Annotated in this window: 18 protein-coding genes and 3 pseudogenes; 7 read left to right on the top strand and 14 right to left on the bottom strand. The window is 63.9% G+C overall.

What is annotated here, in order from left to right; genetic code table 11:
• Positions 1-35 precede the first annotated feature (35 nt).
• The 4 genes and pseudogenes from ABEA33_RS15055 to ABEA33_RS27490 form a co-directional block, all read left to right on the top strand.
• Positions 36-1295 (top strand): annotated as a pseudogene (locus tag ABEA33_RS15055) (IS110 family RNA-guided transposase).
• Between the two features lie 118 nt (positions 1296-1413).
• Positions 1414-2147 (top strand): annotated as a pseudogene (locus tag ABEA33_RS15050) (transposase); the annotation flags it as partial.
• A gap of 666 nt (positions 2148-2813) precedes the next feature.
• Positions 2814-3929, top strand: a complete 1116-nt coding sequence (locus tag ABEA33_RS15045; protein ID WP_345527629.1) for a group II intron maturase-specific domain-containing protein — start codon at positions 2814-2816, stop codon at positions 3927-3929.
• Between the two features lie 81 nt (positions 3930-4010).
• A pseudogene (locus ABEA33_RS27490) lies at positions 4011-4259 on the top strand (hypothetical protein); the annotation flags it as partial.
• 7 nt (positions 4260-4266) lie between these two features.
• On the opposite strand, the gene ABEA33_RS15035 reads toward ABEA33_RS27490, so the two are convergent.
• The 5 genes from ABEA33_RS15035 to ABEA33_RS15015 form a co-directional block, all read right to left on the bottom strand.
• A complete protein-coding gene (locus tag ABEA33_RS15035; protein WP_345527628.1) occupies positions 4267-5079 on the bottom strand; it encodes an SDR family NAD(P)-dependent oxidoreductase in 813 nt (270 codons plus the stop codon).
• A gap of 485 nt (positions 5080-5564) precedes the next feature.
• Entirely contained in the window at positions 5565-6665 is a 1101-nt protein-coding gene (locus tag ABEA33_RS15030; RefSeq protein WP_345527627.1) for an ABC transporter permease, read from the bottom strand.
• A gap of 33 nt (positions 6666-6698) precedes the next feature.
• A complete protein-coding gene (locus ABEA33_RS15025; protein WP_345527626.1) occupies positions 6699-8165 on the bottom strand; it encodes an ATP-binding cassette domain-containing protein in 1467 nt (488 codons plus the stop codon).
• Positions 8166-8195: 30 nt separating this feature from the next.
• On the bottom strand, positions 8196-9044 hold the full coding sequence (locus tag ABEA33_RS15020) for a sugar ABC transporter substrate-binding protein (protein WP_345527625.1): 849 nt from the start codon (positions 9042-9044) through the stop codon (positions 8196-8198).
• Positions 9045-9309: 265 nt separating this feature from the next.
• Positions 9310-11256: a CocE/NonD family hydrolase gene (locus tag ABEA33_RS15015; protein WP_345527624.1), complete on the bottom strand. Its 1947-nt coding sequence runs from the start codon at positions 11254-11256 to the stop codon at positions 9310-9312.
• 276 nt (positions 11257-11532) lie between these two features.
• Here ABEA33_RS15015 and ABEA33_RS15010 point away from each other — a divergent pair, with 276 nt between their 5' ends.
• The gene (locus ABEA33_RS15010) at positions 11533-12408 is read left to right on the top strand and encodes a helix-turn-helix transcriptional regulator (RefSeq protein WP_345527623.1); all 876 of its coding nucleotides are present in this window, start codon (positions 11533-11535) and stop codon (positions 12406-12408) included.
• 113 nt (positions 12409-12521) lie between these two features.
• On the opposite strand, the gene ABEA33_RS15005 is transcribed toward ABEA33_RS15010, so the two are convergent.
• Together ABEA33_RS15005 and hemL are read right to left on the bottom strand one after the other, a co-directional pair.
• The gene (locus ABEA33_RS15005; protein ID WP_345527622.1) at positions 12522-13571 is read right to left on the bottom strand and encodes a transposase; all 1050 of its coding nucleotides are present in this window, start codon (positions 13569-13571) and stop codon (positions 12522-12524) included.
• Between the two features lie 317 nt (positions 13572-13888).
• A complete protein-coding gene (hemL, locus tag ABEA33_RS15000; protein ID WP_345527621.1) occupies positions 13889-15223 on the bottom strand; it encodes a glutamate-1-semialdehyde 2,1-aminomutase in 1335 nt (444 codons plus the stop codon).
• A 103-nt stretch (positions 15224-15326) separates the two neighbouring features.
• On the opposite strand from hemL, the gene ABEA33_RS14995 reads away from it, so the two are divergent.
• A complete protein-coding gene (locus ABEA33_RS14995; protein ID WP_345527620.1) occupies positions 15327-16052 on the top strand; it encodes a type 1 glutamine amidotransferase in 726 nt (241 codons plus the stop codon).
• Positions 16053-16280: 228 nt separating this feature from the next.
• The gene (locus tag ABEA33_RS14990; protein WP_345527619.1) at positions 16281-16709 is read left to right on the top strand and encodes an alanine racemase; all 429 of its coding nucleotides are present in this window, start codon (positions 16281-16283) and stop codon (positions 16707-16709) included.
• Positions 16710-16784: 75 nt separating this feature from the next.
• Here the strand turns inward: ABEA33_RS14990 and ABEA33_RS14985 are convergent, their stop codons facing one another.
• From ABEA33_RS14985 to ABEA33_RS14955, 7 genes are all read right to left on the bottom strand, one after another.
• Positions 16785-18110 (bottom strand): aminotransferase class I/II-fold pyridoxal phosphate-dependent enzyme, encoded by a 1326-nt coding sequence (locus tag ABEA33_RS14985; protein ID WP_345527618.1) that lies wholly within the window; start codon positions 18108-18110, stop codon positions 16785-16787.
• A 75-nt stretch (positions 18111-18185) separates the two neighbouring features.
• On the bottom strand, positions 18186-18908 hold the full coding sequence (locus ABEA33_RS14980) for a pyridoxamine 5'-phosphate oxidase family protein (protein ID WP_345527617.1): 723 nt from the start codon (positions 18906-18908) through the stop codon (positions 18186-18188).
• A 136-nt stretch (positions 18909-19044) separates the two neighbouring features.
• The gene (locus ABEA33_RS14975; RefSeq protein ID WP_345527616.1) at positions 19045-20052 is read right to left on the bottom strand and encodes an ABC transporter ATP-binding protein; all 1008 of its coding nucleotides are present in this window, start codon (positions 20050-20052) and stop codon (positions 19045-19047) included.
• A gap of 53 nt (positions 20053-20105) precedes the next feature.
• Entirely contained in the window at positions 20106-21257 is a 1152-nt protein-coding gene (locus tag ABEA33_RS14970; RefSeq protein ID WP_345527615.1) for an ABC transporter ATP-binding protein, read from the bottom strand.
• Entirely contained in the window at positions 21254-22084 is an 831-nt protein-coding gene (locus ABEA33_RS14965) for a carbohydrate ABC transporter permease (RefSeq protein ID WP_345527614.1), read from the bottom strand. The genes ABEA33_RS14970 and ABEA33_RS14965 overlap by 4 nt, the downstream gene beginning before the upstream one ends.
• Positions 22085-22115: 31 nt before the next feature.
• Entirely contained in the window at positions 22116-22952 is an 837-nt protein-coding gene (locus tag ABEA33_RS14960) for a carbohydrate ABC transporter permease (RefSeq protein WP_345527613.1), read from the bottom strand.
• 135 nt (positions 22953-23087) lie between these two features.
• Positions 23088-24617, bottom strand: coding sequence for an extracellular solute-binding protein (locus ABEA33_RS14955; protein ID WP_345527612.1), 1530 nt, complete (start codon positions 24615-24617; stop codon positions 23088-23090).
• Positions 24618-24687 lie beyond the last annotated feature (70 nt).

Genomic DNA, 24687 nt, shown 5'->3' with positions numbered 1-24687 from the left:
GAAGGGTTCCGAATAGATGGGGAGGAGCGACGGGGATGGAAGTGATACACGACCGGTGTGCCGGGCTGGACATCTGAAAGAAGGATGCCAAGGTCTGCGTCCGAGTCGCAGGGGCCGGTCGACGCAAAGCAGACGAGACAGTCACGACGTGGTCATCGATGACGTCGCAGATCCTGGCGCTGCGGGAGTACTTGGCCGCCGAGCAGGTCACGTGCGTGGTGATGGAAGCGACCGGCGACTACTGGAAGTGGTTCTACTACCTGCTCGAAGACCTCCCCGGGCCGAGGTGGTTTTGGTCAACGCCCGGCACGTGAAGAACCTGCCCGGCCGCAGGACCGACGTCGCTGACGCCACCTGGCTGGCCCAGCTCGGGGCACGGGTTGGTGCGCGGCTCGTTCGTGCCGCCCGAGCCGGTCCGGCAGCTGCGTGACCTGACCCGGACCCGGACCCACCCGGGAATGCTCCCGGGGGATCCAGCGGCTGGAGAAACTGCGCGAGGACGCTGGGATCAAGCTCTCCTCGGTCGCCACCGACATCGTCGGGGTCTCAGGACGAGCGATGATCGAGGCACTGATCGTTGGTGAGCGTGACGCGGCTCGGATGACTGACCTGGCCCGGCGCCGGGTGCGGGTCAAGATCCCGCAGCTCAGCGAAGCACTGGTCGGCCGGTTCAACGATCACCACGCGTTCCTCGCCCGAGTCCACCTCGACCTGATCGATCAGCACACCGCGGTGATCGATCAGCTGACTGAACGGATCGAGGCGATGAAGGAGCCCTTTCGTGGCTTCCACGACCTGATCTGCACCATCCTCGGGATCAGCACCCGCACAGCCGACGTCGTCGTGGCCGAGACCGGCGCCGACATGTGCCGCTTCCCAACCGCGGAGCACCTCGCCTCCTGGGCCGGGACGACCCCGGGCACAACGAGTCTGCGGGCCGGGTGAAGTCCAGCCGGACCCGTCCAGGCAACCCCTACCTTCAGGGTGTGCTCGGGGCGTCAGCGATGTCGATCGCCCGAACACCGGGCACCTACCTCAACGCCAAATACAGGCGGACCGCAACCCGCCGCGGACCCCAGAAGGCCAACGTCGCCGTCCAGCACGCGCTTCTCGTCGCGATCTGGCACATCGGAACCACTGGCACCCTCTACGGCGATCCCGGAGCCGACTACTACACCCGACTTCGACCAGAGCGAGCCAGGCAGCCGGCCATCGGTCAGCTTGAAGCGATGGGCTATCGCGTCACGCTCGACGAAGCCTCGCAGCCCTCACGGCTGCATCCTCGCCGTCGGTGAATCTTCGCGTCAGGGTGTAGTCCGGGCGGCTGGAGCGTCGGCGCGTCGGTGTCTGGATAGGGGTCGAGGTCTCCGTGAGGATGAAGGTTCCCACGCCTGACATCTGGAAGACCTCGACGTGTCTGACGCTACCTGTCGGGCGGGCTGCGCTCGTCCGGACCTGACCACGTTCTGCCGACTCGATGAGCTCGATCTCGTCGTGACCGGTCAGCGCCTCGAGCCCGATCGGGCCGTGCTCGCCTGTAGGGTCCTCACCCCGGATGAGTGGTGTCGTCGTTGCGGCTGTGAGGGCGCTCCTCGGGACACGGTCATCCGCCGGCTCGCGCATGAGCCCCTCGGGTGGCGACCCACGGTCCTGGAGGTCGCGGTGCGTCGCTACCGCTGCACCGGCTGCGGGCATGTGTGGCGCCAAGACACAGTCTGGCGGCTGAGCCTCGGGCCAAGCTCTCGCGTCGTGGACTGCGGTAGGCGCTGGAAGGGATCGTGGTCGGTCACCTGACCGTGGCCCGCGTCGCTGAACGACTCGCGGCCGCGTGGAACACCGCGATCGGGGTCGACGAGCACGCCTGGAGCCACACTCGGCGCGGTGACAAGTACGTCACCGCGATCATCGACCTCACCCCGATCCGTGACGCCACCGGACCCGCCTGGTTGCTCGACATGGTCGAGGGCCGCTCCAAGCAGGTGTTCAAGATCTGGCCGACCGAACGCCCGCAGGCGTGGCGCGACGGTATCGAGGTCGTGGTGATGGACGGGTTCACCGGGTTCAAGACCGCTACCACCGAGGAGTTGCCCGACGCGGTCGCGGTGATGGATCCCTTTCACGTGGTGCGGGTGCGCCATGAGGCGCTGTGTGTACGGATGGGGGTGAGAGATCTCCATCGCCTGGTCGTCGCAGCGGCCGGGTGAAGTTGAGGGCAGCCTGATCCAGGAGGTGCTGGTGAGGGTGGGAAGCAGCCCTGACAAGCCGGGACGTCCAGTACTGCCAGATCGGGTCGGGTCCGGCGAACGACGGGAAGGTGTCACGAGAGTGAACCAGTGGATGAACCTCCGTAATCGCGGAACCGGCTCCAATCTGGCGGATCTGGGCCGGGACGCAGTGCACGCCGACTACACGGGTGAGGAGGCGACTCCCGAGACGGCTATTGACGCCGGTTCGGAAGGCTACGAGGAAGGCCTGCGGCGTACTCGTAGCGATGCTGCCGGAGCAGAGCTGGGCACCGACCCCGCCGACCGTCACACAGTGAACATGGGAACCCTGCTGGGTCCGCCCTACCCGATCCGCAGCCCGCGGACCGGTGGGCAGGGCCACCGTCGCCCGATGGGTCCTGCAGGGGGCAGAGCCGCCGTAGTAGTCCGAGGACAGGAAAGCCGTCTACATGGCGAAGGGCGGCAGCGAGATCGCAACTGCCCACATCGATGTCGCAGATGGGCAGGTCGTGCAATGCCAGGAGGCCACCGGTGAATATCGACGCGCCGTGGCCGAGCCTCGTTGAGGCGCGGGAATGGGTACTGGGGATGCAGACCAAGTTGCACCGATGGTCGAACGGGGACCCCACGGCCCGGTTCGATGACTTGTTCAACCTCGTGGTGGACCCCGCCTTCCTACGCGTTGCGTGGGAGCAGGTTGCCGGTAACACCGGGGCACGCTCGGCCGGGATCGACGGACTCACCGTCCGTACGATCGAGGCCCGGGACGGCCGAGCGGACTTCCTAGCCGACCTTCGATGGTCGGTGAAGTCGGGACAGTTCTCTCCTTCGCCGGTCAAGCAGCGCAAGATCCCCAAGTCGCCGGGCAAGTTCCGGACGCTCGGGATCCCCACCGTTGCTGACCGGGTCATCCAGGCGAGCCTGGTGCTGGTGTTGGGGCCGATCTTCGAGGCCGACATCGAGGCCTGCTTCGACGAGATCGACCACACCGCCCTGATGGGCAGGGTGCGACGTCGCGTCGGAGACAAGCGAGTCTTGGCTCTGGTCAAGGCGTTCCTCAAGGCCGGAGCCCTCAGCGAGGACCAGGTCTTGAGGCACACCGACACCGGGACACCACAAGGCGGGATTCTCTCCCCGCCCGGGTCTGGGAATCCACCAGCGCGACCCGGGTCGATCGTTCACGGCGCCGCCGACACGGTCAGCCCGGTCTACCGGCTGGTCCGTTGCGCCGACGACTTCCGCATCCAGAGGCACCGCGAGCCGGGCACGTCGAAGTCGTTCGTCTATACCTTCCCGGCCCGCAAGTCGGTGGCTGCTGTGCGTCGGAAGGTCAAGGCGATCACCCAGCAAGGCACGAACCAGCCCCTCAGCGAGTTGCTGCGGCAACTGAACATGCTGTTACGGGGCTGGACCCGGTACTTCCAGCACGGGGTGCCCAAGCGGGCCTTCGGCGACCTACGCCACTACACGTGGTCGCGGGCCGTCGGCTGGCTCCGCAACAAGCGCCGCAAGACCGGCTGGAAGGCCCTGCGTCGCCGCTACTCCGTCCAGGGGTGGTGGCCCAACACGCAGGGGTCGTCCTGCTCGACCCCGCAGCGGTGGCGGTCACCCGTTACCGCTACCGGGGCAACATCGCGACACCGTGAGCCGAGCCCGCACCTGCCCGACTATCGGCACGACCTCGTGCAGAGCCGGATGCGGTGAAAGTCGCACGTCCGGTTCGGGAGGCGGCCCGGGGAAACGGACCAGCCGAAACGCTGGCACCGCGCCCCGGGCCGACCTCACCTCGCCGGCGACGCCCTCGACAACTGCCGACGCCGCGTGCAACTCGCGATCCACGGTCACCGCGGGTCCAAGGACGACCCGCTCTACAAGTCGCCGCGGATCCTGCACACCGGCGCCGACCGAGGCAATCAACGGCAGGCTCGAACACCTCCGCGGCTCAGCACTCGGTTCCGCAGTCTGACCAACTACATCGCCAGGAGCCTGCTCGAGGCTGGCGGGTTCAGGCCACGACTACACCCTGGATTGTGAAGAGCCGCTATGCCACCGGAAGTGGGCGTCCGGCCATGAAACCGCCGTCGACGTCAATTACCGTCCCTGTGATGAACGTCGTGGCCGGGTCCGCCAAGAAGAGGGTGGCTCGCGCGACCTCGTCCGATTCGCCGAAGCGATGAACCGGTTGGCCTTGCACAAGTATCTCGCAGAAGTCCGGGGAGAGGTCAGCGGTCCCAGGCGTCGCAATTAATCCTGGCGCCACGCCGTTGACAGCGATCCCGAGGTCTGCGAACTCCAGCGCCGCGACCTTCGTCAACATCTCCAGACCGGCCTTCGACGCACAGTAGTGGCCAGCCCCGGCGCGGCCCGTGCGGGCCGCCCCGGACGATATGTTGATCACCCGACGGTTCAAGTTCGATCGGTCGACAGCATGGTCGCCAGATACAGCCCTGGCCAGCCACCGCATCGTGAGGAACGGCCCCCGCAGGTTGACGTTCAGCACGTCCGACCAATTCTCATCCTCCATCGTCACGAGAGTGTGGGACGGATAGATCCCTGCAGCGTTGACCAGCACGTCAGGGATGCCCGCGGCGCTGCGGACGTGCTCCAGCGCTTTCAAAACGGATTCCGGGTCCGAGACGTCCGTTGCGATCTGCACAATCGATGATCCCGAGTTGTTCAGATCGTCTGATGGGTGCCGCAAGTCACGGTCGAGGTTGAAGACCGTCGCGCCCCTTTCCGCGAACTGACGGACGACCTGAGCGCCAATGCCGGACGAGCCTCCTGTCACAACCACCGTCTTTCCCAACCAATCCTGGCTACGGCCTGCCATCGTCCCAGTTCTCATTTCACTCATCGCAGATGCTCCTCATTGTTTGTCGTCATGACTTCCGAAGTTAAGCTGGGGGACCTGGCGGAAGGGTGGCGAGGAAAACTATTGCACGCGAGCTCTGACTGGACTGGCTCGCGTGAATCGAAGGTGGACCGCCAGCGGTCATCGGCGCCCCTTTGCCGAATTGCCGATCATGACCATGCCGCTGTCACCGCGCCCCACACCACCGGCAACCAAGTGCCCAACGACCTGCTCGGACCGCGAAACAAGGTCGTCACTGAGAATGCCGCTTAACGTCCATCTTCCTCAACGACGACAAGTCCCGGTTGATAGTTGCCTCGAGCGCACGAGTCAAAACCAGTCGTGCACGAAACTAATCGTGCGCCTACATCGGGCCACTCAGATTGGTCAACTGCCGTCTCGTAGGTGAGTTGTCTGGTCCTCAGCAGGTCCCGAGCCCACACGCAGAACCTCTGTAGGAGTCCGTGTAACCAGGGAGATCACATTGGTCATTGTCCAGATCCTTCGTAGTCATGCTGCCCCGCACTCCTAAGACCTTCTTCGCCCGAACGGGAGACGGGCCCCGGTTGCCCATCGCCGTCGGGGGCCGTGCCAGTGTCGGCATCGTGGACGACGTCGACGAGGTCCCGTCCGGGGCTCGCAGGACCTCTCCGCACGAGACGGCCCATTGAGTCGTTGATCGCAATGCCAACAAGCAAAGCCGCTCCAATGAAGAACTGCTGCAGGAACTGTGACGTACCCACAACGACGAGCCCGTTCTGCAGTACTCCAACAAAAAGAAGTCCGGCGATCACCCCGGTCATGCGGCCCGCTCCACCTGCAAAAGCAACACCTCCGAGAAGGACGACCGTCAAGGCCTGGATTTCCACCCCGCGCCCAGCCTGCGGTGCGGCCGCCCCTAGTTTGACGGCGAGCAGCATACCCGCGATAGCGGATGTAAGGCCAACCGCGACGAACATGGCCAATCGCACGCGCTTCACCGAGACACCCATGAGGAAGGCGGCTCGCTCATTTCCGCCGATAGAATAGAGATACTTGCCGAACCGCGAGGCGTGCAAGATCCACCAGCTGACGCCAATGACAACCACCGCAACAAGAAGAGCGACGGGGAAGATTCCGAACAGTCGGTAGGATCCCAAACTCTCGAAGCTCCCGGGGAATTCGAACAGGGTCGCACCTTCTGTTAAGTACATCGCGATTCCGCCCCACACGGCTAGAAATCCGAGGGTTACGACGATGGGGTTGAGACCAGCATATGCGACCAAGCCGCCATTGATAGCCCCGGCCACAACTCCGAAGCCCAGACCTGCGAGAATGCCGAGGGTCAATGACCCAGTGTCACTCATGACCATACCCATGGTCACGCCGCCGACGCTAGCGATAGAGCCTACCGACAAGTCGACCGAACCCGAGATGACCAAGAGCGCCAACGGAGCCGTCAAAATGGCCAACTCTGTGACTGAGAGAACAATATTCTCTGCGTTCGCTGAAGTCAGAAAGCGACTGTTGAGCGAACCAAACACAATGATGAGGATGACGAGCCCGATGAACGTACTGTTGGTTGCTGCAAGGGAGCGAACTACGCGCATTTTCTAATCCTCTGGGTTCGAAGCTCTTGGCGCTCACGCCAAAAGTGCGGCGAGCAACTGCTCTTGGAAGTCGCGCACGCCTCGCGGGACAGGACGCCACTCTTCGGAGCGACAGACGTACGCTGAATCGCAAAGGAGGTCGATCTCGTCCGATTCAGCCGAGGCGACCACGACGGTGACGCCGGCGGACGCAGCGGCGCGCACCGCTGTGGCAATTTCCTGTCGGGCGCTCACGTCGACTCCCTGGGTGGGTTGCGCGAGCAGGAGTAGCCGCGGACGGGAAACCAACATCCAGCGTGCGATTACCACCTTCTGGCGGTTGCCGCCGCTGAAGGAGCTGATGTTGTCTATATCGCGCGCACCCCGAATGCTCAACTCGTCCCGGCTAGCGTCGTACGTACGGCGAACACGCCGGTTCGATATCACACCGAATCGCGAGAATTGCTTCAACCACGGCAGCAGGAGGTTGTCGCGAGCGGACATACCGTCGATCAAAGAGTCCCGTTCCCGGTCGGCACTGACGTAATGCACCCCGGCCCGAACGGCCGCCCTCGGACCAGACGGGGCGAACCTGGCGTCACCCAGGGTGGCATCAACACCACGACTCAGGCCGTAGAGAGACTCCAAAAGATCGAACTGTCGATCTCCTGCCATGCCGAAGAGTCCAGTGACCTTCCCAGGCTCGAACCCGAGGGTCTGATGCGGGGTGTTGACCATCAGCTTCGCGGCATCGTCGATGGCTCCCAGTTCGCCGGCTCGGTGCGTCGCGCCTGGCGTGGCGCTCGATGGTGACAGGGCAGCTGTCAACGCTGCCGCCGTGATGCCGACGTTCTCCTGATCCATCACGATGCGACCTTCGCGCAGAATGACGATGCGGGTACAAAGCTCAAGGACGTCCTTGAGTCGATGCGATACGTAGACAACTCCCTTACCGCTCTGGGCAAGCTCGACCAGCAACCCGTGGAGAGCAGTTGTCTCCTTCTTCCCCAACGCTGCAGTTGGTTCGTCTAGGAAGATCACGCGCAAGTCAGTGGCGTGTGCGCGAGCGATGTCCACCAGTTGACGTTGGCCGAAGCTGAGGTCGCCGACCGGGGCCTTCAGGCTGATCGAACCAGCTCCTACGCTCGCTAGAGCGTCTGCCGCGACACGCTTACGCTCCCGCTTCGGCCGGCGCTCGAGGGGCGTGGCAAGGCAGATGTTCTCCCCCACGCGAAGGTTGGTAGCCAAGGAAGGCTCCTGGTGGATGACCTTGATGCCGGCGGCCTCGAGGGCCTTCGGCCGACCACGCAGCGGCATATTGTGGCCGTCGACGGTCATCACTCCGCGGTCGGGAGCCACCGCCCCAGTGGCTACGTTCACCAGCGTTGACTTACCAGCACCGTTGTGACCGAGCAACCCGATGATCTCGCCCGGATAGATGTGAAGCGACTCGTCTACGAGTGCGCGGGTGGCTCCGAACGTGACACTGACATTCTCGAGCGAGACGATCGGGGTCGACATGGTTGTCCTTACTCCGGAAACGACGCCAGGTCACTTGGTGTAGAATTGGTCAGCGGTCTCCGCAGTGACCGGGCTGTTGGAGGCATAGAGGTCCTCCACCTTCTCGCCCGCCGCAGCAGCCAGCAGCAGTTTCACACAGACCTCGGCGACATCCTCGGGCCGGTAGACATAGGCAGATCGCAGGATGCTGTCTTTCACCTTGAGAAGGTCCAGCGACTCATTGGTGACGTCGAGTGCCCCGAGGAAGTAGTCGGGATCGTCGGCGGCGACGCCGTCCTCTTTCAGTGCCTTGTACGCACCGAGAACGGCCTCGTTATCACCGATCCAGACCTTGGTGTCGGGGTGGGCCGTAAGAACGCGCTTGACACCCTCGTACCCGACCTCTCTGGAAATCCCGTTCACGTGGTGAATTTGAACGTTCGGCAGCGCCGCTTCGAGGGCCTCCTTTTCGCCTGCAAGCCGGTCGCGACCAATTTGAGCGTCACTGGTGTGGAAGATCCCGACATCCACGGCAGCGTCAGCACCATACTTCTCAGTGATCCACTTCGCGACGTCGTCGCCCATCGCGACGCCCTCCTTGTGTGCGTCTGTCAAGAACGAGGCGTCCACGCCATCCCACGTCGCGGCGTAGCCCAGCACCGGGATGTTCTTGTCATTGATCCTCTTGGTCACAGGACCGAGCGCGTTCGCCTCGATGGGCCAACCCATGATGGCCTTCACGTCACCCCGGGTCGCCCACGTGTCCCAGTCGGAGGCTTGCTTCGCAACGTCCCACTGAGGATCGTCGGTGAGAAACTCGTAGCCGGAGGCCTCGATGTCTTTTCGCATGATGTCGAGAATCTGGTTCCAGATGTACACATCTGATCCGCCGAAGCTCATGGCAATAGCGCCTTTATCCTTTTCACCCCCGCTTCCGTTATCTTCGGAACCGCATCCCGAAAGGCCAGTGAGCAGAAGGCCGAGGAGCGCTAGCAAGATGACGGCTGCGCGTCCGTTGCGCGCCGTTTGCAACCTTGTTGTCATTGTCTTCTCTTCTCCTAGTGGTTGAGTGGTCACTGTCGCGCTACTCCTGAGGGCCCGAGCTGGGCCCCGGCGCCGCAAGCCGATGAAGTCTGGGGTGCTACATCGCATTGACCGCTTCACCTCAATCGACCGACGCCGAAGAACAGCCGGGTCCGGACCCCGAGCTCCCCGTGATGACGGCGGAAGCTCTACCTGCCTCGGCTACCGTCGTTTGGTACTCAAAGTGGCCTCGCTGGGCAGTGCTGTCCGTGCTGACGGTGATGACCGATCCGTCGGATTGGTGGACAGTTGCGCTAACGGTGCACTCCACAACAGCGTCGGATGGGGCTAGGCGGCTGACACGGGAGACCGTAGATACGTCCATCTCGTAGCGAGCCCGGCCGGGCAGGTGGAGAGTCTGCGTGAATCCATACCTGTGCGTGATCATCTCCTCCAAAGGAGAGACGGCGACGTCCCAGGACGCGGCTCCGTCGTGCACCCACGGCAGCCTGGGGCCCGGCACGTGGGAACCTGGACGGTCGTCCTGCCTTGGCTCGACAGACTTGATGGTCAGGGCTGAGTGGTGCTCGGGTCCGCGATGAACAAGAATCCTCTTGTTCTCGGGCATAGGAAACAGGTAGGGGAAGTCAGCCATAGCCAGACTGACTTGCAGGCGATGCCCGGTCTGTAGCCGATAGCACGTGTCATTGAAGTCGATCGTGACGTGATCCTCGAGGCTGGAGGAACTGCCGTCCCGCTTGACGTGACGATAGCCGGCAGCGATGAAGGTTGTACGCCCGTCGGGGCTCACGTCATGGAGCTTCGCTGTCAAGTCGAAGTCTCCCCCGTCAACGCATTCGACGAAGAGATCCATCGCGGCCCGCCCGACAATGTCGAGGTCGCTCGACGCCGGCGCGGCCAGGTAGGTCAATGACCTCGATGCATCCCGTTCCTGCGACAACGGATATCCGATGCCAAGCGCCATCGGATCCATGAGGGGCCCGTCGGCACCGACCGTCGGGTCAGCGACGTAAGCATCGACCCCCTTGCGAGACGGAGTGGCGTCCGTCAATGAATGCCCATCGCCGAGAAACAACTGCGTCGTCGATGCGCCATCTGGAGGCCAGTGCGCATCGGCCCGCCACACTCCCGCACCACCGACGTAGGTCCGGACCCCGTCTTCGACAACCAACTCCGAGGTCTCCTCCTCCTTCATGAGCGGGTCGAGCCAGCGGAGAACGTCTCCCTGCCAGTCCCAGTTTTCGATCGCAGCGTTGTCAGGAAGCCCATGGACCCATGGGCCCATCACCGCCAGCTTGGGTGCACGGATCTCACGAAAGTCGTCCATACAGTTCGGGAACACGTCCGCCCATCCGCCGATCAGGAATGTGGGCGTCTCAATGGCAGATACATCAATGTCACACGAATCCCACGCTTCGTCGCGATAGGGATGCTGCAGCCAGTTGACCGGGGGTACGTCGGCCGACCGGAAGGTGTCTAGGTGTTGGGCCCAAACGTCACGCCACTCATCGGCCGGCTCATGATCGATTGATGGCGAGGCCGTCAGCGTCAAGATAAAGGTTGCCCACACGTGCCTCCCCAAGGCATTGGGGATCCCGCCAGGCGCGAGAAATTCGGGATATATGTTGCGAGTCCCGTTGATGGGCACGATGGCTCGCAGACCTGCCGGCTTGCGAGAGGCCACCTTCAGCGCACTGATGGCTCCGTAGGAGCCCCCCATCACGGCCACCCTTCCGTTGCACCAGGGCTGCGTGCTCAGCCATTCGACTACCTCGACCTCGTCGTCACCCTCCTCTTTGTGGAAGGCCTGGATCACTTCACCTCTGGAGCGTCCTGTCCCACGGAAGTCAACGAGCACCGTGGAGTACCCGTGTTCCGCGAAACGGCGCCGCGTGTACTCCCAGATGGAGCCAATGAGGGCGTCCTTGTGGTAAGGATAGAAGCCGACGACCACCGGGGCTGGCTCATCACCTGCTCGGTACACGTTGCACGCAAGCGGCGTCCCGTCCGAGAGCACAATCTTGACGTTTTCGGTGCGATCAGACCCACCGGTGTCCACGTGCGCCATCGGCTCCTCCTCCGGTCGTGGTGTGGTTCGTGCGATGTTCGGACAGTTCGAGTTCGCGAGCGGCGACCTCGCGTGGCGGAGACTCTGCTGCTGATATGAGTCGGACCACCACCCCCCGAAGTGGGCGCTTCTAGGCCGTAGCGCCTGGCAATTGCCTCTGCGTCCGGTCGCCAGCAGATGCCAACCGCGTCTACCGAGGCGACGACACGCTCAACGTGCCCTCGGGGCGGTGCAGCAGGAACGTTGTTGAAGTGCTGTACTGGAACAAGACATCAAGTGTATGCTGACAAAGATCACACCGGCGACGAGAAGGACCGCGGCATGAGGCAAGGTCTCGGCGCGACACGATCCCCCGCGGACGTTTGGGAGTCGGCCGTCGTCCAGCTTCGAGTTACCTCCGGGGTTGACCTCGCCTTCGCAGGAGACATCTCTGACGGACGCCTCGTTCTCAAGAACTTCTCGGGAGGCCATTCCGGGCGCCTCTCCAATCTGGCCGTCGCCCGAGGGGCGGGCGCTGGAGGACTCGCGTGGCGCCAAGCCCGAGTCGTCTCCATCGACGACTACCGCCGCGCCCGGAAAATTACTCACGAGTACGACACCCCCGTGCTCGCGGAAGGCATCGTCGGGCTGGTCGCGGCACCGGTAATCGTCGGCCCACGTGTTCGTGGCGTGCTCTACGGAGCCGTTCGTCAGGGCAGTGCGAGAGGCGATCGCATGCAGGCCGCTGTTGAAGCCGACGCGAGACGGTTAGCCCACCGGCTCGCGGTCTGCGACGAGGTGGAACATCAGGTAGTGAGTCAAACGACTCTTCTCTCCCAGACAAGCCAGCGAAACGAAGAGGCGTTACGCAGGGTGTACGCCCGGCTACGGGAGATGCGGTCGACCACGACGGATCCGAAGACTTTCGAGCAGCTTGAGAACCTTTTGGAGACCATCAACAATATCGACGACGTTCAACCATCGCTCACCGAGCGGCAGCTGGATGTCCTCTCCCTCGTCGCAACGGGCGATAGTTATGCCGCAGTGGCCGAGAGGCTCTGCATCAGCCCCCAGACCGTCAAGAGCTACATGCGGGACTTGATGGCTCAATTCAGCGTCCACAGCAGACACGAGATGGTAGTAGCCTGCCGCCGCCTCGGGATCTTGCCTTAACGGGCTCTTCTTACCTGAGGTGGGGGCTGGTCGGTCCGCTGCCAATGAGGAGCATCCGTAGCCGATAGTTGTCGCGGTTGCGGAACCCGCGAGCGACAGGCGGTGAAGCTCGGTCAGACTGTTGATCGCTCGGTTCCGCCGTTGGAGGAGCGGCCGGTGTCGAAGTAGGTCAGGAACGCGGACCGCCATTGCTTCAGCGTCCGCTGCTGGGCACACGACCAGGCGAGCCAGACCTCGAGGTGGCGTACGTCGGCGCCGATCGCGGCATGGAGCCGTGCTCGTTGGCGGTCGGTGAGCTTCTCGGCGCCGGCTCGGAGCATCGTGCGGATCCCGTAGAGCGGGTCGCCCTTGCGGCCGCGGTGACCGAGGGTGTCTTGCTGGACACGGCGGCGACACTCATCGACCGCCGCGGAGCCGAGCTTCACCACATGGAAGGCACCAAGGACCGCGACGGCATCTTCGAGCTGGCCATCGATTGCGTTCTTGTAGCCGTGGAACGGGTCCAGGGTCGCGACCTTCACGCCCTTCTTGAACGCTTCACATCGCGCGGCGAGCCAGTCGGAGTAGGCCGCACCTGAGCGGCCCGCGACGAGGTCGAGCAGTCGGGCGTGGACGCGTCCTTGCTGGTCACGGGTCAGATCGACCATCCCGGTCAGCTCCTTCGGGCCACGGCCGCCGGCCTCGATCGGCTTGGTCGAGACGTGGTGCCAGCTGCGCTCGTCCATGCCGAGCGCAGTAACCTCGACGAACCGGGTCTCGTCGTCGGCCGTCGCCTGCAGCAGGGGTTGGACGGAGCCCCACACCGTCGTCCAGGTGGTCCCGAGCTGACGCGCGACTCCGGCGACAAAGGCATGCTCATCACGGATCTGGCTGATCGCCCACCAGCACGCCCGCGTCGTCAGCAGCGCCCGCGGCGCGGCGACGTCGTGGTGTTGTTCGGTCCAGATCCGGTGGCACACATGGGCTCGGCGCAGCACCAGGCTCGCAGCGCCAGGTTCGCTTGCGCCAGACCACTGGACCGGGCGTCCGAAGCAGGGCACATCGACCAGGACGACGTCGCGGCGGCCGTGGCTGTACGCGACGACACCGCATGCTCGGCAGGCCGTCACCATGGGTGCGGACTCGATCACGACCTCGAGGTGGCGCCGCCGGTCGACGCCCACAACGTGGAACCCATCGAGTCCGACGAGGACGTCGCAGCGGTCACAGCGAGTCGGATCTGGGCAGGTGCGCACGTGGTCGCTCACCGTAGGCTCGGACACCGTCGAGGCCTTCCGGGTTGAGCGGCTTGTCACTGCCGATCCTGGAAGGTCTCGACCCATTCCGGGATCAGCCGATCAGCGCGTGTCGCTCATCCCCACCGCAAGTACGACGAGCCGCTTTGACCAAGACCCCGTCTGGCACCGACGGAGCAAGCCCGAAGAACTGACCGTCATGGGGTGCTTCCGAGGGTCCTTTCCATGCAGCCGCTCGCCTTTGGTCACCCCCCGTGGACCGATTCTCGGGGGGCGGCCGCAGCCGCCGCCGCCGCAGCGGGGAGGGCATCGGCGATCGCTGAGAAGGCCGTCTCGTCAAGTGCCGAGGATACGAACCATGCTTCGAAAGGACTCGGCGGTGGATAGACCCCCTGCTCGAGAAGAGCGTGGAAGAACGGTGCGTAGCGCCACGTATCACTGGACTTGACCTCCTCGTAGTTGGCCGGACCTGCGCGTTCTGTGAACGCCACACTGAACAGGCTCCCCGCGCGCTGGATGGTGTGCGGCACCCCGGCGGCGCCGAGGGACTCGTGAATCAGACGCATCAGACGCTTGGAGTTCTCGTCAACAGCTGTGTAGACCTGCGCGTCCGCGCAGCGAAGTGTGGCCAATCCGGCCGCAACAGCCACGGGGTTCCCCGACAACGTGCCCGCTTGGTAGACGGGGCCAGCCGGGGCCAGGCGGTCCATCACGTCCGCGCGGCCCCCGAACGCGGCTGCGGGAAGTCCTCCACTCATGACCTTGCCGAAGGTGTACAGGTCGCCCGGCACCCCTTCGATCCCGAACCAGCCGGACTCACTCACCCGGAACCCAGTCAGTACTTCGTCGATGATGAGAAGCGCGCGGTACTCCGAACTCAGGCGGCGAAGTTCCGCATTGAACCCGGCCGCAGGCGGCACGACGCCCATGTTGCACGGCACGGCCTCGGTGATGACGGCGGCGATTTCCGAGCCTGCTTCGTCGAACAACGCCCTGACGGCTGCAACGTCGTTGTACGGCAGCACGATGGTGTCGTGCGCAGCCGCACCTGTCACCCCAGGCGAGTCGGGCAGGCTCAGGGTCGCGACTCCTGATCCCGCCGCCACCAGCAAGCCATCGCTATGACCGTGGTAACAGCCAGCAAACTTGACGATCTTCGAACGTCCGGTGAAACCTCGTGCAAGGCGGATAGCGGACATCGTCGCCTCGGTCCCAGAGTTGACCAGACGGACCTTTGCGACCGGTTCGACTCGTCGGATGATCTCCTCGGCCAATTCGAGCTCCACCTCAGTGGGGGCTCCGAACGACAAGCCGCCGCCGGCTGATTCGCGAACTGCTTCGACAACCGCTGGGTGAGCATGCCCGAGGAGCATGGGACCCCAGGAGTTGACGAGGTCGACGTAATCGTTTCCGTCGGCGTCCGTCAGCCAGCACCCGCGCGCTGAGGCGATGAACCTCGGTACGCCGCCCACGGCAGTGAATGCCCGGACCGGAGAGTTCACCCCGCCCGGCACGGAGCGATTCGCGCGGTCGAACAGGGCGACAGAGGCGCTGGTGCGGGACGGAGACCGATACTGCATGCGAGATAGCTCCAATTCTCAACCCAGCCGTCGCACGGCTGGGCGCCATCCGCTACTGTAGCAGTACATGTGCTTATCTGTGCCGACACATTAGGATAAGTTAGTGGCGAACAACACAACGGTTCTGGTCCTGCAGCACATCGACTGCGAGCCTCCGGCCACGTACGAAGACTTGGTCCTCGACAGCGGACTCGCCATCCACCGGGTCGAACTCGACGAGGGTGAACCGCTTCCCGGACACGTCGACTTCGCGGCCATGGTCGTCATGGGAGGGCCTATGGGCGCCATGGACGACTCCAGGCATCGATGGCTCCAAGAGGAGCGGTCGTTCATCAACCGCGCAGTCATGGCTGGCGTTCCGTACTGGGGAGTGTGCCTCGGCGCGCAACTGCTTGCTGCTTCTCTCGGGGGAACGGTCTACACGGGACCTACCCCGGAAATCGGCGCGTTTCGCATCTCAAGGACGAGCGAGTCGAACGACGACCCAGTATTCGGTCGCCTTCCCGCTGAGTTCGACGTCTTTCAGTGGCACAGCGACACCTTCACACTTCCCGATGGGGCTGTCCGACTCGCTGGGTCCGCTACTTACGAGAATCAGGCGTTCTGTTTGGGTTCGGCCTACGGCGTCCAGTTCCACGTCGAGGTGAATGCGACTCTCGCGGCCAGATGGGCAGGAGTCGAGGCATACCAGCAGTCGCTGCGACAGGTGCATGGCGAAGATGGTGCGGAGCGAGTCATGAAAGAGCTTGTCAACGGCGAGCGGAACAACCGCGCCATCGCGACTACGATCTTCGGGGAGTGGCTGGGCAGGTTTGTGCTGCATGGATGAGCCCTCAGGCCCGATAGCCACCCAGGCGAGCTGAGGGATGCAGTAGGCGACGAACGTGAGCAGATCACTAGCAAGCTCGGGACGGTAAGAGCGCGGATCGATCGCGCGGCCCGAGATTCGGGTCGAGACCCACGTTCGATACGTCTGCTGCCGGTCACCAAGACCGTCGCCGCCGATCGAGTTCGGTACGCGATCGAGGCGGCGTGCGGTCTCCTCGGCGAGAACCGCGTGCAAGAGGCGAAGGACGTCGCGGCCTTGCCTCTGAGTTTCAGGCGCTCGACAGACTGGCGGTTTGCTGAGGGTTCTGGACCGTCTGCAGGCGGCGGCCGCTCGATTGATGTTCACGTCCAAGTGAACACCAGCGCCGAGCCGCAGAAGTACGGCCTGCTGCCTAGCGAGGCCGAAGCATTCCTGCGCCGAGTCCGCGACTTTCAGTCGCTCAGGGTGCGCGGCTTGATGACTCTCGCCATCTTCTCGCCAGCCCAGGCGCTGGTGCGCGCATGGTTCCGACGCCTCGCGCAGCTGCTTGACAGGTTTGCGTTGCTCGGATCCCGAGCTCATCGGCGACGGCGAACTGTCCATGGGGATGTCAGGAGACTTTGCTCTCGCTATCGCAGAGGGCTCAGCCTGTGTACGCATCGGTCAGGCGATCTCTAGCACGCGTTCGACTCCCGACAACTTCTACTGGCCCGGGATGACACCGCCCGGGCAATTGCCTACGGCCAGTCCTGCCTAGCCCATCCGGCGGCGGCTAACGGGTCTCAGGATGGAGACCAGATCATCGGCAAACTGCGCCGACTGCTCGGCGGTCAACGTCGAAGTGGTTACCCGGATGCCTGGCCGGGCGTTGATGCGGTACGGCTCTCCTGCCCGGACGGCCCACCCCCGGTCGAGAAGCGCCTTGACGACCGCGTCCTCCTCCGGAACGGGGATCCATACATTGAAGCCGGTGCTGCCCATGGACTTGACGCCGCCCTGGGCTAGCGCCACGACCAGAGCGTCCCGCCGAACCTGATACGCACTCGAAGCCGTGGCGATCAGCTTCTGGGTGCTCGGGTCGTTGAGCAGGTGGAGGGCAAGGTGCTGCAGCACAGTGCTCACCCAGCCGTAGCCGACGCTCTGCCGCCCCTCAACCCGACCGATGGTCTCCTCGTCCCCCGTCACGCAGGCCACTCGGAGGTCCGGCCCGTAGGACTTATTCATCGAGGTGACCAGCGCCCAGTTCTTCTGGGTGGAGATGGTGGTGTAGCGCTCCGCGGAGCTGACCCCGCCAGCGGCGTGGTCGTCCTCGACGACAAGGCGATCAGGGAACGATGCCAGGACTTCCCGCAACTCCTCGGCTCGACGCGCGTCGATCGTGACCCCGGTAGGGTTCTGGGCGCGTGGCGTGATGACGACGGCCGCACACCCCGAGACCAGTGCCTGCTGGAGCTCATCGGGGTCCGGGCCGTCATTATCGATGGCCACCGGCCTAGCGACCATCCCCAGGGAGCGGATCAGGTCCCGGGTGCCTGCGTAGCAGGGGTCCTCCACGGCGACCTCGTCGCCGGGTCGAAGGTGAGCGTTGAGTACTCGTTCGATCCCGTCCAGGCCACCGGCCACCACAACCGTCTGATGCTCATTGAGCCGCCGGTCGTGGAACTCGCGCATCATGGCTCGGGTCAGCTCTGGCAGTGATGCGGCCTCGCCGTAGAGCCGCGGCGCCGGCTCGATGGCGTGCAGGCCCTCGACCAGAGACGGCAGTAGTTGAGGGTCTGGGTTACCGCTTCCGACATCGACGACGTCGTGCGGCACGTACAAGGCGCCCCCCAGCCCACCAAGCACTGGCCTCTCACTTACCCGAACGCCACTGCGCTTTCGCGTCACGATCAAAGCCCGTTCGCGCAGGGTTCGATAGGCCGACGCGGTCGTCGTCGGGCTAACCCCGAGGGTCCCAGCGAGCTCTCGCACGGAAGGCAGCGGGTCACCCGGGGCCAGCACCTCGCGACGGATGGCACCCTCGATACTGGCGGCAATCTCGCGCGCGGAACTACCCGCGATAACTCCGTCGACTGTCACAACTTGACCCTATCAATCTGGGGATGATCTCAGGCGTCCGACAGGGCGGGCTCTCCACAAGTGAGGGCCCCGCGACTACCTCTTCCGCATGCCAGCGAAGGGATGAGGACGCTCGCGCTCGATGAACTCTGTGAGTGTCGCTGAAGGCTGAATGTGATCGGGGAGAGCAGGGTCGGGAACGGGCGGGTAGAAGGTCAACCCGACAGGAACGACCCCGGCCCAGGTATCGTCCTCGAAGTGCTCGGGCTCATCGGCCGGCGGTGCGTTGCGGACCTTCATCACAGCCTCGAGCAGCTCGACCTTGAGGATCTCCGTCGCCTTCAGCTCCTGGGTGGTCGGCGCCCGCACTTCGGACCACCGTTCGTCGACGACGGCATCAGTGAACTGCTTGAGAGCAAGCAGCTTCTCGTCCGGATCGGTGACGGATTCCGCCTCTCCGAAGACAACGACCGATCGGTAGTTGATCGAGTGGTTGAAGGCGGTCCGCGCCAGCACGAGCCCGTCGATGATAGTGGCGGTCACGCAAACGCGAGGCGCCGCGTTCATGTTTCGAAGGCTTCGACTCGCGGCGGATCCGTGCAGATACAAAGCGTCGCCGACCCGGACGCAGAGGGTTGGGATGACGTAGGGCTGATCCTCGACTTGGTAGCCCATGTGGCAGACCAGCGCTTCGTCCAGCACCGCATAGACCTCGTCGCGGTCGTAGTTCGCGCGGTCAGGGAAACGTCGAAGCTTCGTGCGCTCGCTTCGTTCGAACTGACCAGTGGGGTGTGACGTCGTTGTCATTTCGTGCTCCATTCTGATGTTGTGCAGGCGTGTCGCCCGGTCTGATGAGCAGGCCGGACGAGCCTGGTCCCCGCGAGCGGGTGGATCTGGTTCAGCCGTGACCTGCTTCAGTCACGGGGACGAGCTCCCTCAACCCGGCAGTGGGCGGTCAGTTGACGCGTTGCGAGCCGTCGTAGGAAAAGTGATGCAGTGCCTTGGCATCGCATCTGAGAGCCACGTTGTCGCCCTCGCGGACCGAAGTCGTCGCGGGCGCAAGCACCCGGAAGTCCTTCTCCCCGACTTTGAGATGCACCAGCGTCTGGCGTCCCAGAGACTCGACCAGATGCACCTTGTTCGGCCCGCCCTCTTCGAGCGAAACGCTTTCCGGGCGGATCCCGACCATTGCCATGCCCTGCGCGTCGGCGCTCATCATCGCCGTGACTCCATAGACGGCGATCGTTGCTCCATCCTCCGTGAGCAGATGGTCACCCTTCAACGTCCCCGTGAGAGTGTTCATCGGGGTGGCCCCGACGAACGACGCGACGAACGCATTGGCCGGCCGCTCGTACAGCTCTTGCGGGGTCCCCACCTGCACAATTCGCCCTTCGTCCAGCACGACGACTCGGTCAGCCAGAGCCAACGCCTCGACCTGGTCAGGGGTGACATACAGGGTGGTGATGCCGAGCTCGCGAGAGATCCGCTTGAACTCGGTACGAAGTCTGAGTCGAACCAGCGCGTCGAGGTTGGAGAGCGGTTCGTCGAACGCGAACACCGAAGCGCGGCGAGCGATGACCCGACCGATCGCTACACGCTGCTGCTCACCACCGCTGTACGTCTTCGGGTGCCGGTCAAGTAGATGGCTCACGCCCAACAGGTCTGCGACCTCGTCGACACGCGCCCGCACAGCGCTCGAATCCGCACCTCGGCGCATGAGGGACGCGGCGATGTTCTGGCGACCTGTCTTGTTCGGGTAGAGGGCGTAGTTCTGGAAGAACATGCCGACATCGCGATGGCGGGGCTCGACAAGACTCATGTCCTTGCCGTCGAACTCGATCCGCCCGCCGTCCAACGGCTCGAGGCCGGCGACCATCCTGAGGATGGTTGATTTACCCGAACGCGACGGGCCCAGGAACACGATGAACTCGCCGTCATCGACCTCGAGGTCGAAGGGATGCACGACGGTTCGACCTTCGTAGCGCTTGGTGACTCCGCTGAATCTGACTCTGGCCATCAGTGGGCCACCGCCCCTTCCTGAGCTCGCGTGTCGGCTGCGAAGTCGCGCGGGCCGTCGGGGTGGAACCAGTGCAGGTGCGACGCGTCCACAACGACCGACACGCTTGCGTCCTCGGTGAGATCGGCGCGGTCCGCCTCGTCCAGGAGGGCGGCGACCTGCCATCCCTTGCCGGCCACGGTGACTGTCACCTCCGCGCCCATCGGCTCGATCGCGACCACCTGTCCACGGGCCACCTCGTTATGGTCCGGCGCGAGGCTTAGTCGCGTGTGCTCTGGCCGGAAACCCAACTGCCAACGAGCGTCGCCCCGGCGTAGCCCCTGCGGAATCGGGACGCTCAGTGAGCCCGCATACGCACGCCCCTCCGTCGCCTCCACGTCGAGCAGGTTCATCGGCGGCGTCCCGATGAAGCCTGCAACGAAAGCGTCAGCAGGGCGGTCATAGAGCTCCCGGGGAGCCCCGAACTGCACCAGCCGCCCCCGGTTCATGACCGCTACCCGATCGGCGAGAGCCATCGCCTCGGTCTGGTCGTGGGTCACGTAGACCGCCGTCTGCCCGAACGCCTTGTGCAGGGTCCGGAGCTCGGCGCGCATGCGGGTCCGCATCCCCGCCTCGACATTTGACAGCGGCTCGTCGAACAGCATGATGGCCGGACGTGCGGCGAGCGCGCGACCAATGGAGACCCGCTGGAGCTCGCTCGGGTTCAGCGATCGTGGCTTCTTCTTGAGAAGGGCCGTGAGCTCGAGCGCCGCCGCGAGCTCCTTAACGACTTCTTGCTGTTCGGCGGGACTGTCTCCACGCATCTTCAGGGCAAACCCGAGGTTCTCGCTCACCGTCAAGTGCGGAAAGATCGCGTAGTCCTGGAACACGAGACCAGCGCCGCGCTCGCCGGGCCCGAGAGCGGACACATCTCGCGCGTCAAACAGAACCGAACCCGAACTAGGAGTCTCGAGGCCGACGATCATGCGGAGCATGGTCGTCTTACCGCACCCGGACGGACCCAACAGTGCGACCAACGAGCCAGGCTTGACAACGAACGACACATCCTGGACTGCCACGAAGTCCCCGAATGCTTTGGTGACACCGACGAGCTCGAGCGTCGCGCCAGAGGTCATGGCCGACTCTGCAGGTGTCGGATCATTGATGGTCACCGCTTCACCGCTCCAAACGTCAGTCCGCGCGCTAGGTACTTCTGGATGCTGAGCCCGAGGACGATCGCCGGCAGCGCCGCGATAAGTCCGAGCGCAGCCTGTGGTCCGTAGAGCTGACCCTGGGTCGCACTAGTGAGGGACGCGATGCGTACCGACACCGCTTCCACGTTCGTGCCGCCGAGGGTGAAGGCGATGACGAAGTCGGACCAGATCACGATGAAGACGAAGAGGGCTGTCGTCGCCACACTGCCGGCGATCAAGGGCAACGTCACCTTCGTCAGGGCTCCTAGCCTGGTGTTGCCATCAAGCATCGAAGCTTCTTCGAGCTCTCGGGGGAGATCGTCGATGAAGCTCTTGGTGAGCCACACCGCATACGGGGCCGTCAGGCCGCCGTACACCAGGATCAGTGCGACATAGCTGTCGACCAGTTGCACTGTTGAGAACATGACCATGAGCGGGATGATCGCGGCGATCGGAGGGAACATCCGCACGGACAGAATGTTGAACGGCAAGAGGGAGCCGCCGAACCGATATCGGGAGATGGCATAAGCAGCCGCGGTGCCGAGAATGACAGCCAGCAAGGTCCCGCCGACAGAGATAACGAGACTGTCCTTGAGCGGACCTAGGGCATCCTTGATTGGTGTCTCGATGAACGACAGGCCGTCATCGCCGTAGCCTGGGATGAGCACCTCGGCGAAGTTTGACCATTCGAGCTTCGAGGGGAACCAGGTCGTCCCGGTCCACTCGCTCTTCGGCTTGAGGGCCATCGTGATGGTCCAGTAGAGCGGGAACGCGATGAGGAGCGTCCACGTGATCAGAAAAGCCACCCGGGCTGTTTGCAGTAGACGTGACTGAGGCCTACTCATCGACAGTCTCCTCCTTCTGGGACTTGACGCGACCCTCGACCTGCTCCACAGCCCGCATCCCGACGATCGAGAGCAGAATGAGGACGACAAGCGCCAGTGCGGCGGCATATCCGAGTCTGAAGTCGTTGAAGGCGACCTTGTACAGGTACACCGAAATGGTTTCGGTCGAAGTGCCGGGGCCGCCACCGGTCAGGATGAACACCGGGTCGAAGAGCTTGAACGCCTCGATGGCCCGGATGATGAGTGCGATCACAATGACCGGTCGCATCAAGGGGAGAACGACGTACCGAAACTCTTGCCAGCGGCTGGCACCTAGCACCGTTGCGGCGCTGCGCAGATTGGGCGGCACCGCGTTGTATCCAGCGAGCATGATCAGAAACATCAGCGGCGTCCACTGATAGATGTCCGAGAGCGCCACTACGAACAACGCCGACCAAGGGTCGTTGAGCCAGGCCTTGTCCGTGCGCAGAATGTCGTTCACCGGGCCGTCGGACTGGAACAGCATGAAGAAGATGAAGCCGTTGACAACCGGCAGGATCATCATCGGGACGATGGTGACTCCCATCAGCAGGGCCCGACCTCGGAACTTCTCCGCAAAGCAGAGCGCGAGGACGAGTCCGATCCCTCCTTCGACCAGGACGCACACGAGGGTGACGAGGCTCGTGCGCAGCAGGGAGCCCCACAGGCGGCTGTCGGTCAAGGCGTCCTGGTAGTTGTCCAGGCCAATCCAGGGGGCTTTCCACCAGTCACCCTGGTTGATCTGCCAGCCCGTGAGAGAGACCCAGATGTTGAACACGAAGGGGAACACGAGGAGGAGCAGGAGCACCACGATGAGTGGCCCTGACGTCAGCCAGCTCAGTCGCCGACGCTCTCGCGCCTGGCGCCGCGCGGCGCCGCCCGCGGTCTCACCCGACCGAGACTGAGCCTCGGGTCGGCGCTCTCGCATGTCTACCGTCATCATGGACTATCCCTGCGGGTAGGTGCTCTTGAGAGACTGCCAGGCGGCCTTCTGCTCGTCGCGGCCCAGGCGCGAGGTGATGTCGTTCCACGCAGACTCGACGTTGGCCATTGCCTCGGCGGCCGAGATCTGCCCGGCAAACGCTCGGGTGATGTTCTCGTCGAGGACGTTCGAGTACTCGTTGGATCCCTTGATCATGATCTCGGGCACGGACGTCTCGGCCACCCTGATGTAGTCGGCCATCACGTCGGCCGAGTAGATCTCTGCCAGCTGTTCGCTGCCCATGTCGCTGATGCGGAACGGGTCAGCGAAGCCGGCCTCGGCGGTCATTCGACCACTGATCTCTGGGCTGGAGATCCACTGCGCGAAGAGGTACGCGGCCTCGGAGGCCTTCGAGTAGTTCCAGACCACCAACGATCCGCCGTAGGCGTAGATGTGGCGGGATACGACCTCGCCGTCGATCTCGGTGCCAGGCATGGGCGCAGTCGCCCACTTGTCCTTGACCGCCGAGTCGTCGGAGTTGAGATACTTGGCGAGGGAGGTCCAGGCCGTCTCCTGGACGACCTCGCCCTTGCCCATGGCGGCGTAGGACTCGGTGTAACCCCAGGACGGGATGTCCTTCGGCATGAAGTCCTTGAGATTGATCAGGTCTTCGAGCGCGGCGATCCCTTCTGGGGTGTTAACGAGAGGGTTCATGTCGTCGTCGAAGTAGTACGCCTGTGGCTTCGCCCTCGAGGCGTATCGGAGCTCCCAGAACCAAAACGACCATCCGGAGGAGACGAGGTCGGCGGCGCCGTAGACGCCGTCGCCCGTGAAGAACTCAGCGATGTCGCGGTACTGCGCCCACGTGGTAGCGGGCGCCAGGTCGTAGCCGTACTCCGACTTGAAGGCTGCCTGGTTGTCCGCGTCATCGAGGAGGTCCTTGCGGTATGCATAGATCCAGTTGTCACCGTCCACCGGGATCGCGTACGCCTTGCCCTCGTACCTGGATGCGTACTCTCGTTGCAGCGGCAGAAATCCGTGGTCCGCGTCGTCGATGTCCGGCTGGTGCTTGTCGACGTATTCGGTGAGCTCCGCTATGGCGTTGGCGCCGATCAGGTCGCCCATGAGCCGTGGCTGAATGGCGATCAGGTCCCACGCGTCGGTCTTGGCGGTGGCGCTGGAGAAGAGCTTGTCTGTGAACTGGCCGATCGGCAGCTCGAGGGACTGCATCTTGATTCCGGTGCGCGAAGCCCACTCGTCGTAGAAGGGTTCGAAGTTGCCGACGTTGCCCGAAGGGGCGACGAGGGTCAGAGGACCGGAAATTCCGAGTGCCTTGGCCGCGTCAACAGCTCGGTCTGCAACACCGGTGCCGCCGTACTTCTCCCCCTTGGCCGGCGCGTTGGGGTCGCTCTTGCCGTCGGAGTCCGAGCACGACGACAGGAGTGCGGATACGGCGGGAACTGTCAGACCCAGGACGAGGCCCCCTCGCTTGAGCGTCGCTCGTCGCGTCAGGGTGAATCGAGGGGCCGGGAGGTTGTGCTCGTCTGCGACCATGTCGACTTCCTTCGATGTGCTGGTACAGATGCCACACTGTAGTGGCTTCGTGTGCGGCTACCTTCCTACC

The organism is Nocardioides endophyticus, from assembly GCF_039543845.1.
GTDB classification, from domain to species: Bacteria; Actinomycetota; Actinomycetes; order Propionibacteriales; family Nocardioidaceae; genus Nocardioides; species Nocardioides endophyticus.
The sequence above is the reverse complement of the archived record's forward strand: the minus strand, read 5'-3'. Positions and strand labels throughout refer to the sequence as shown.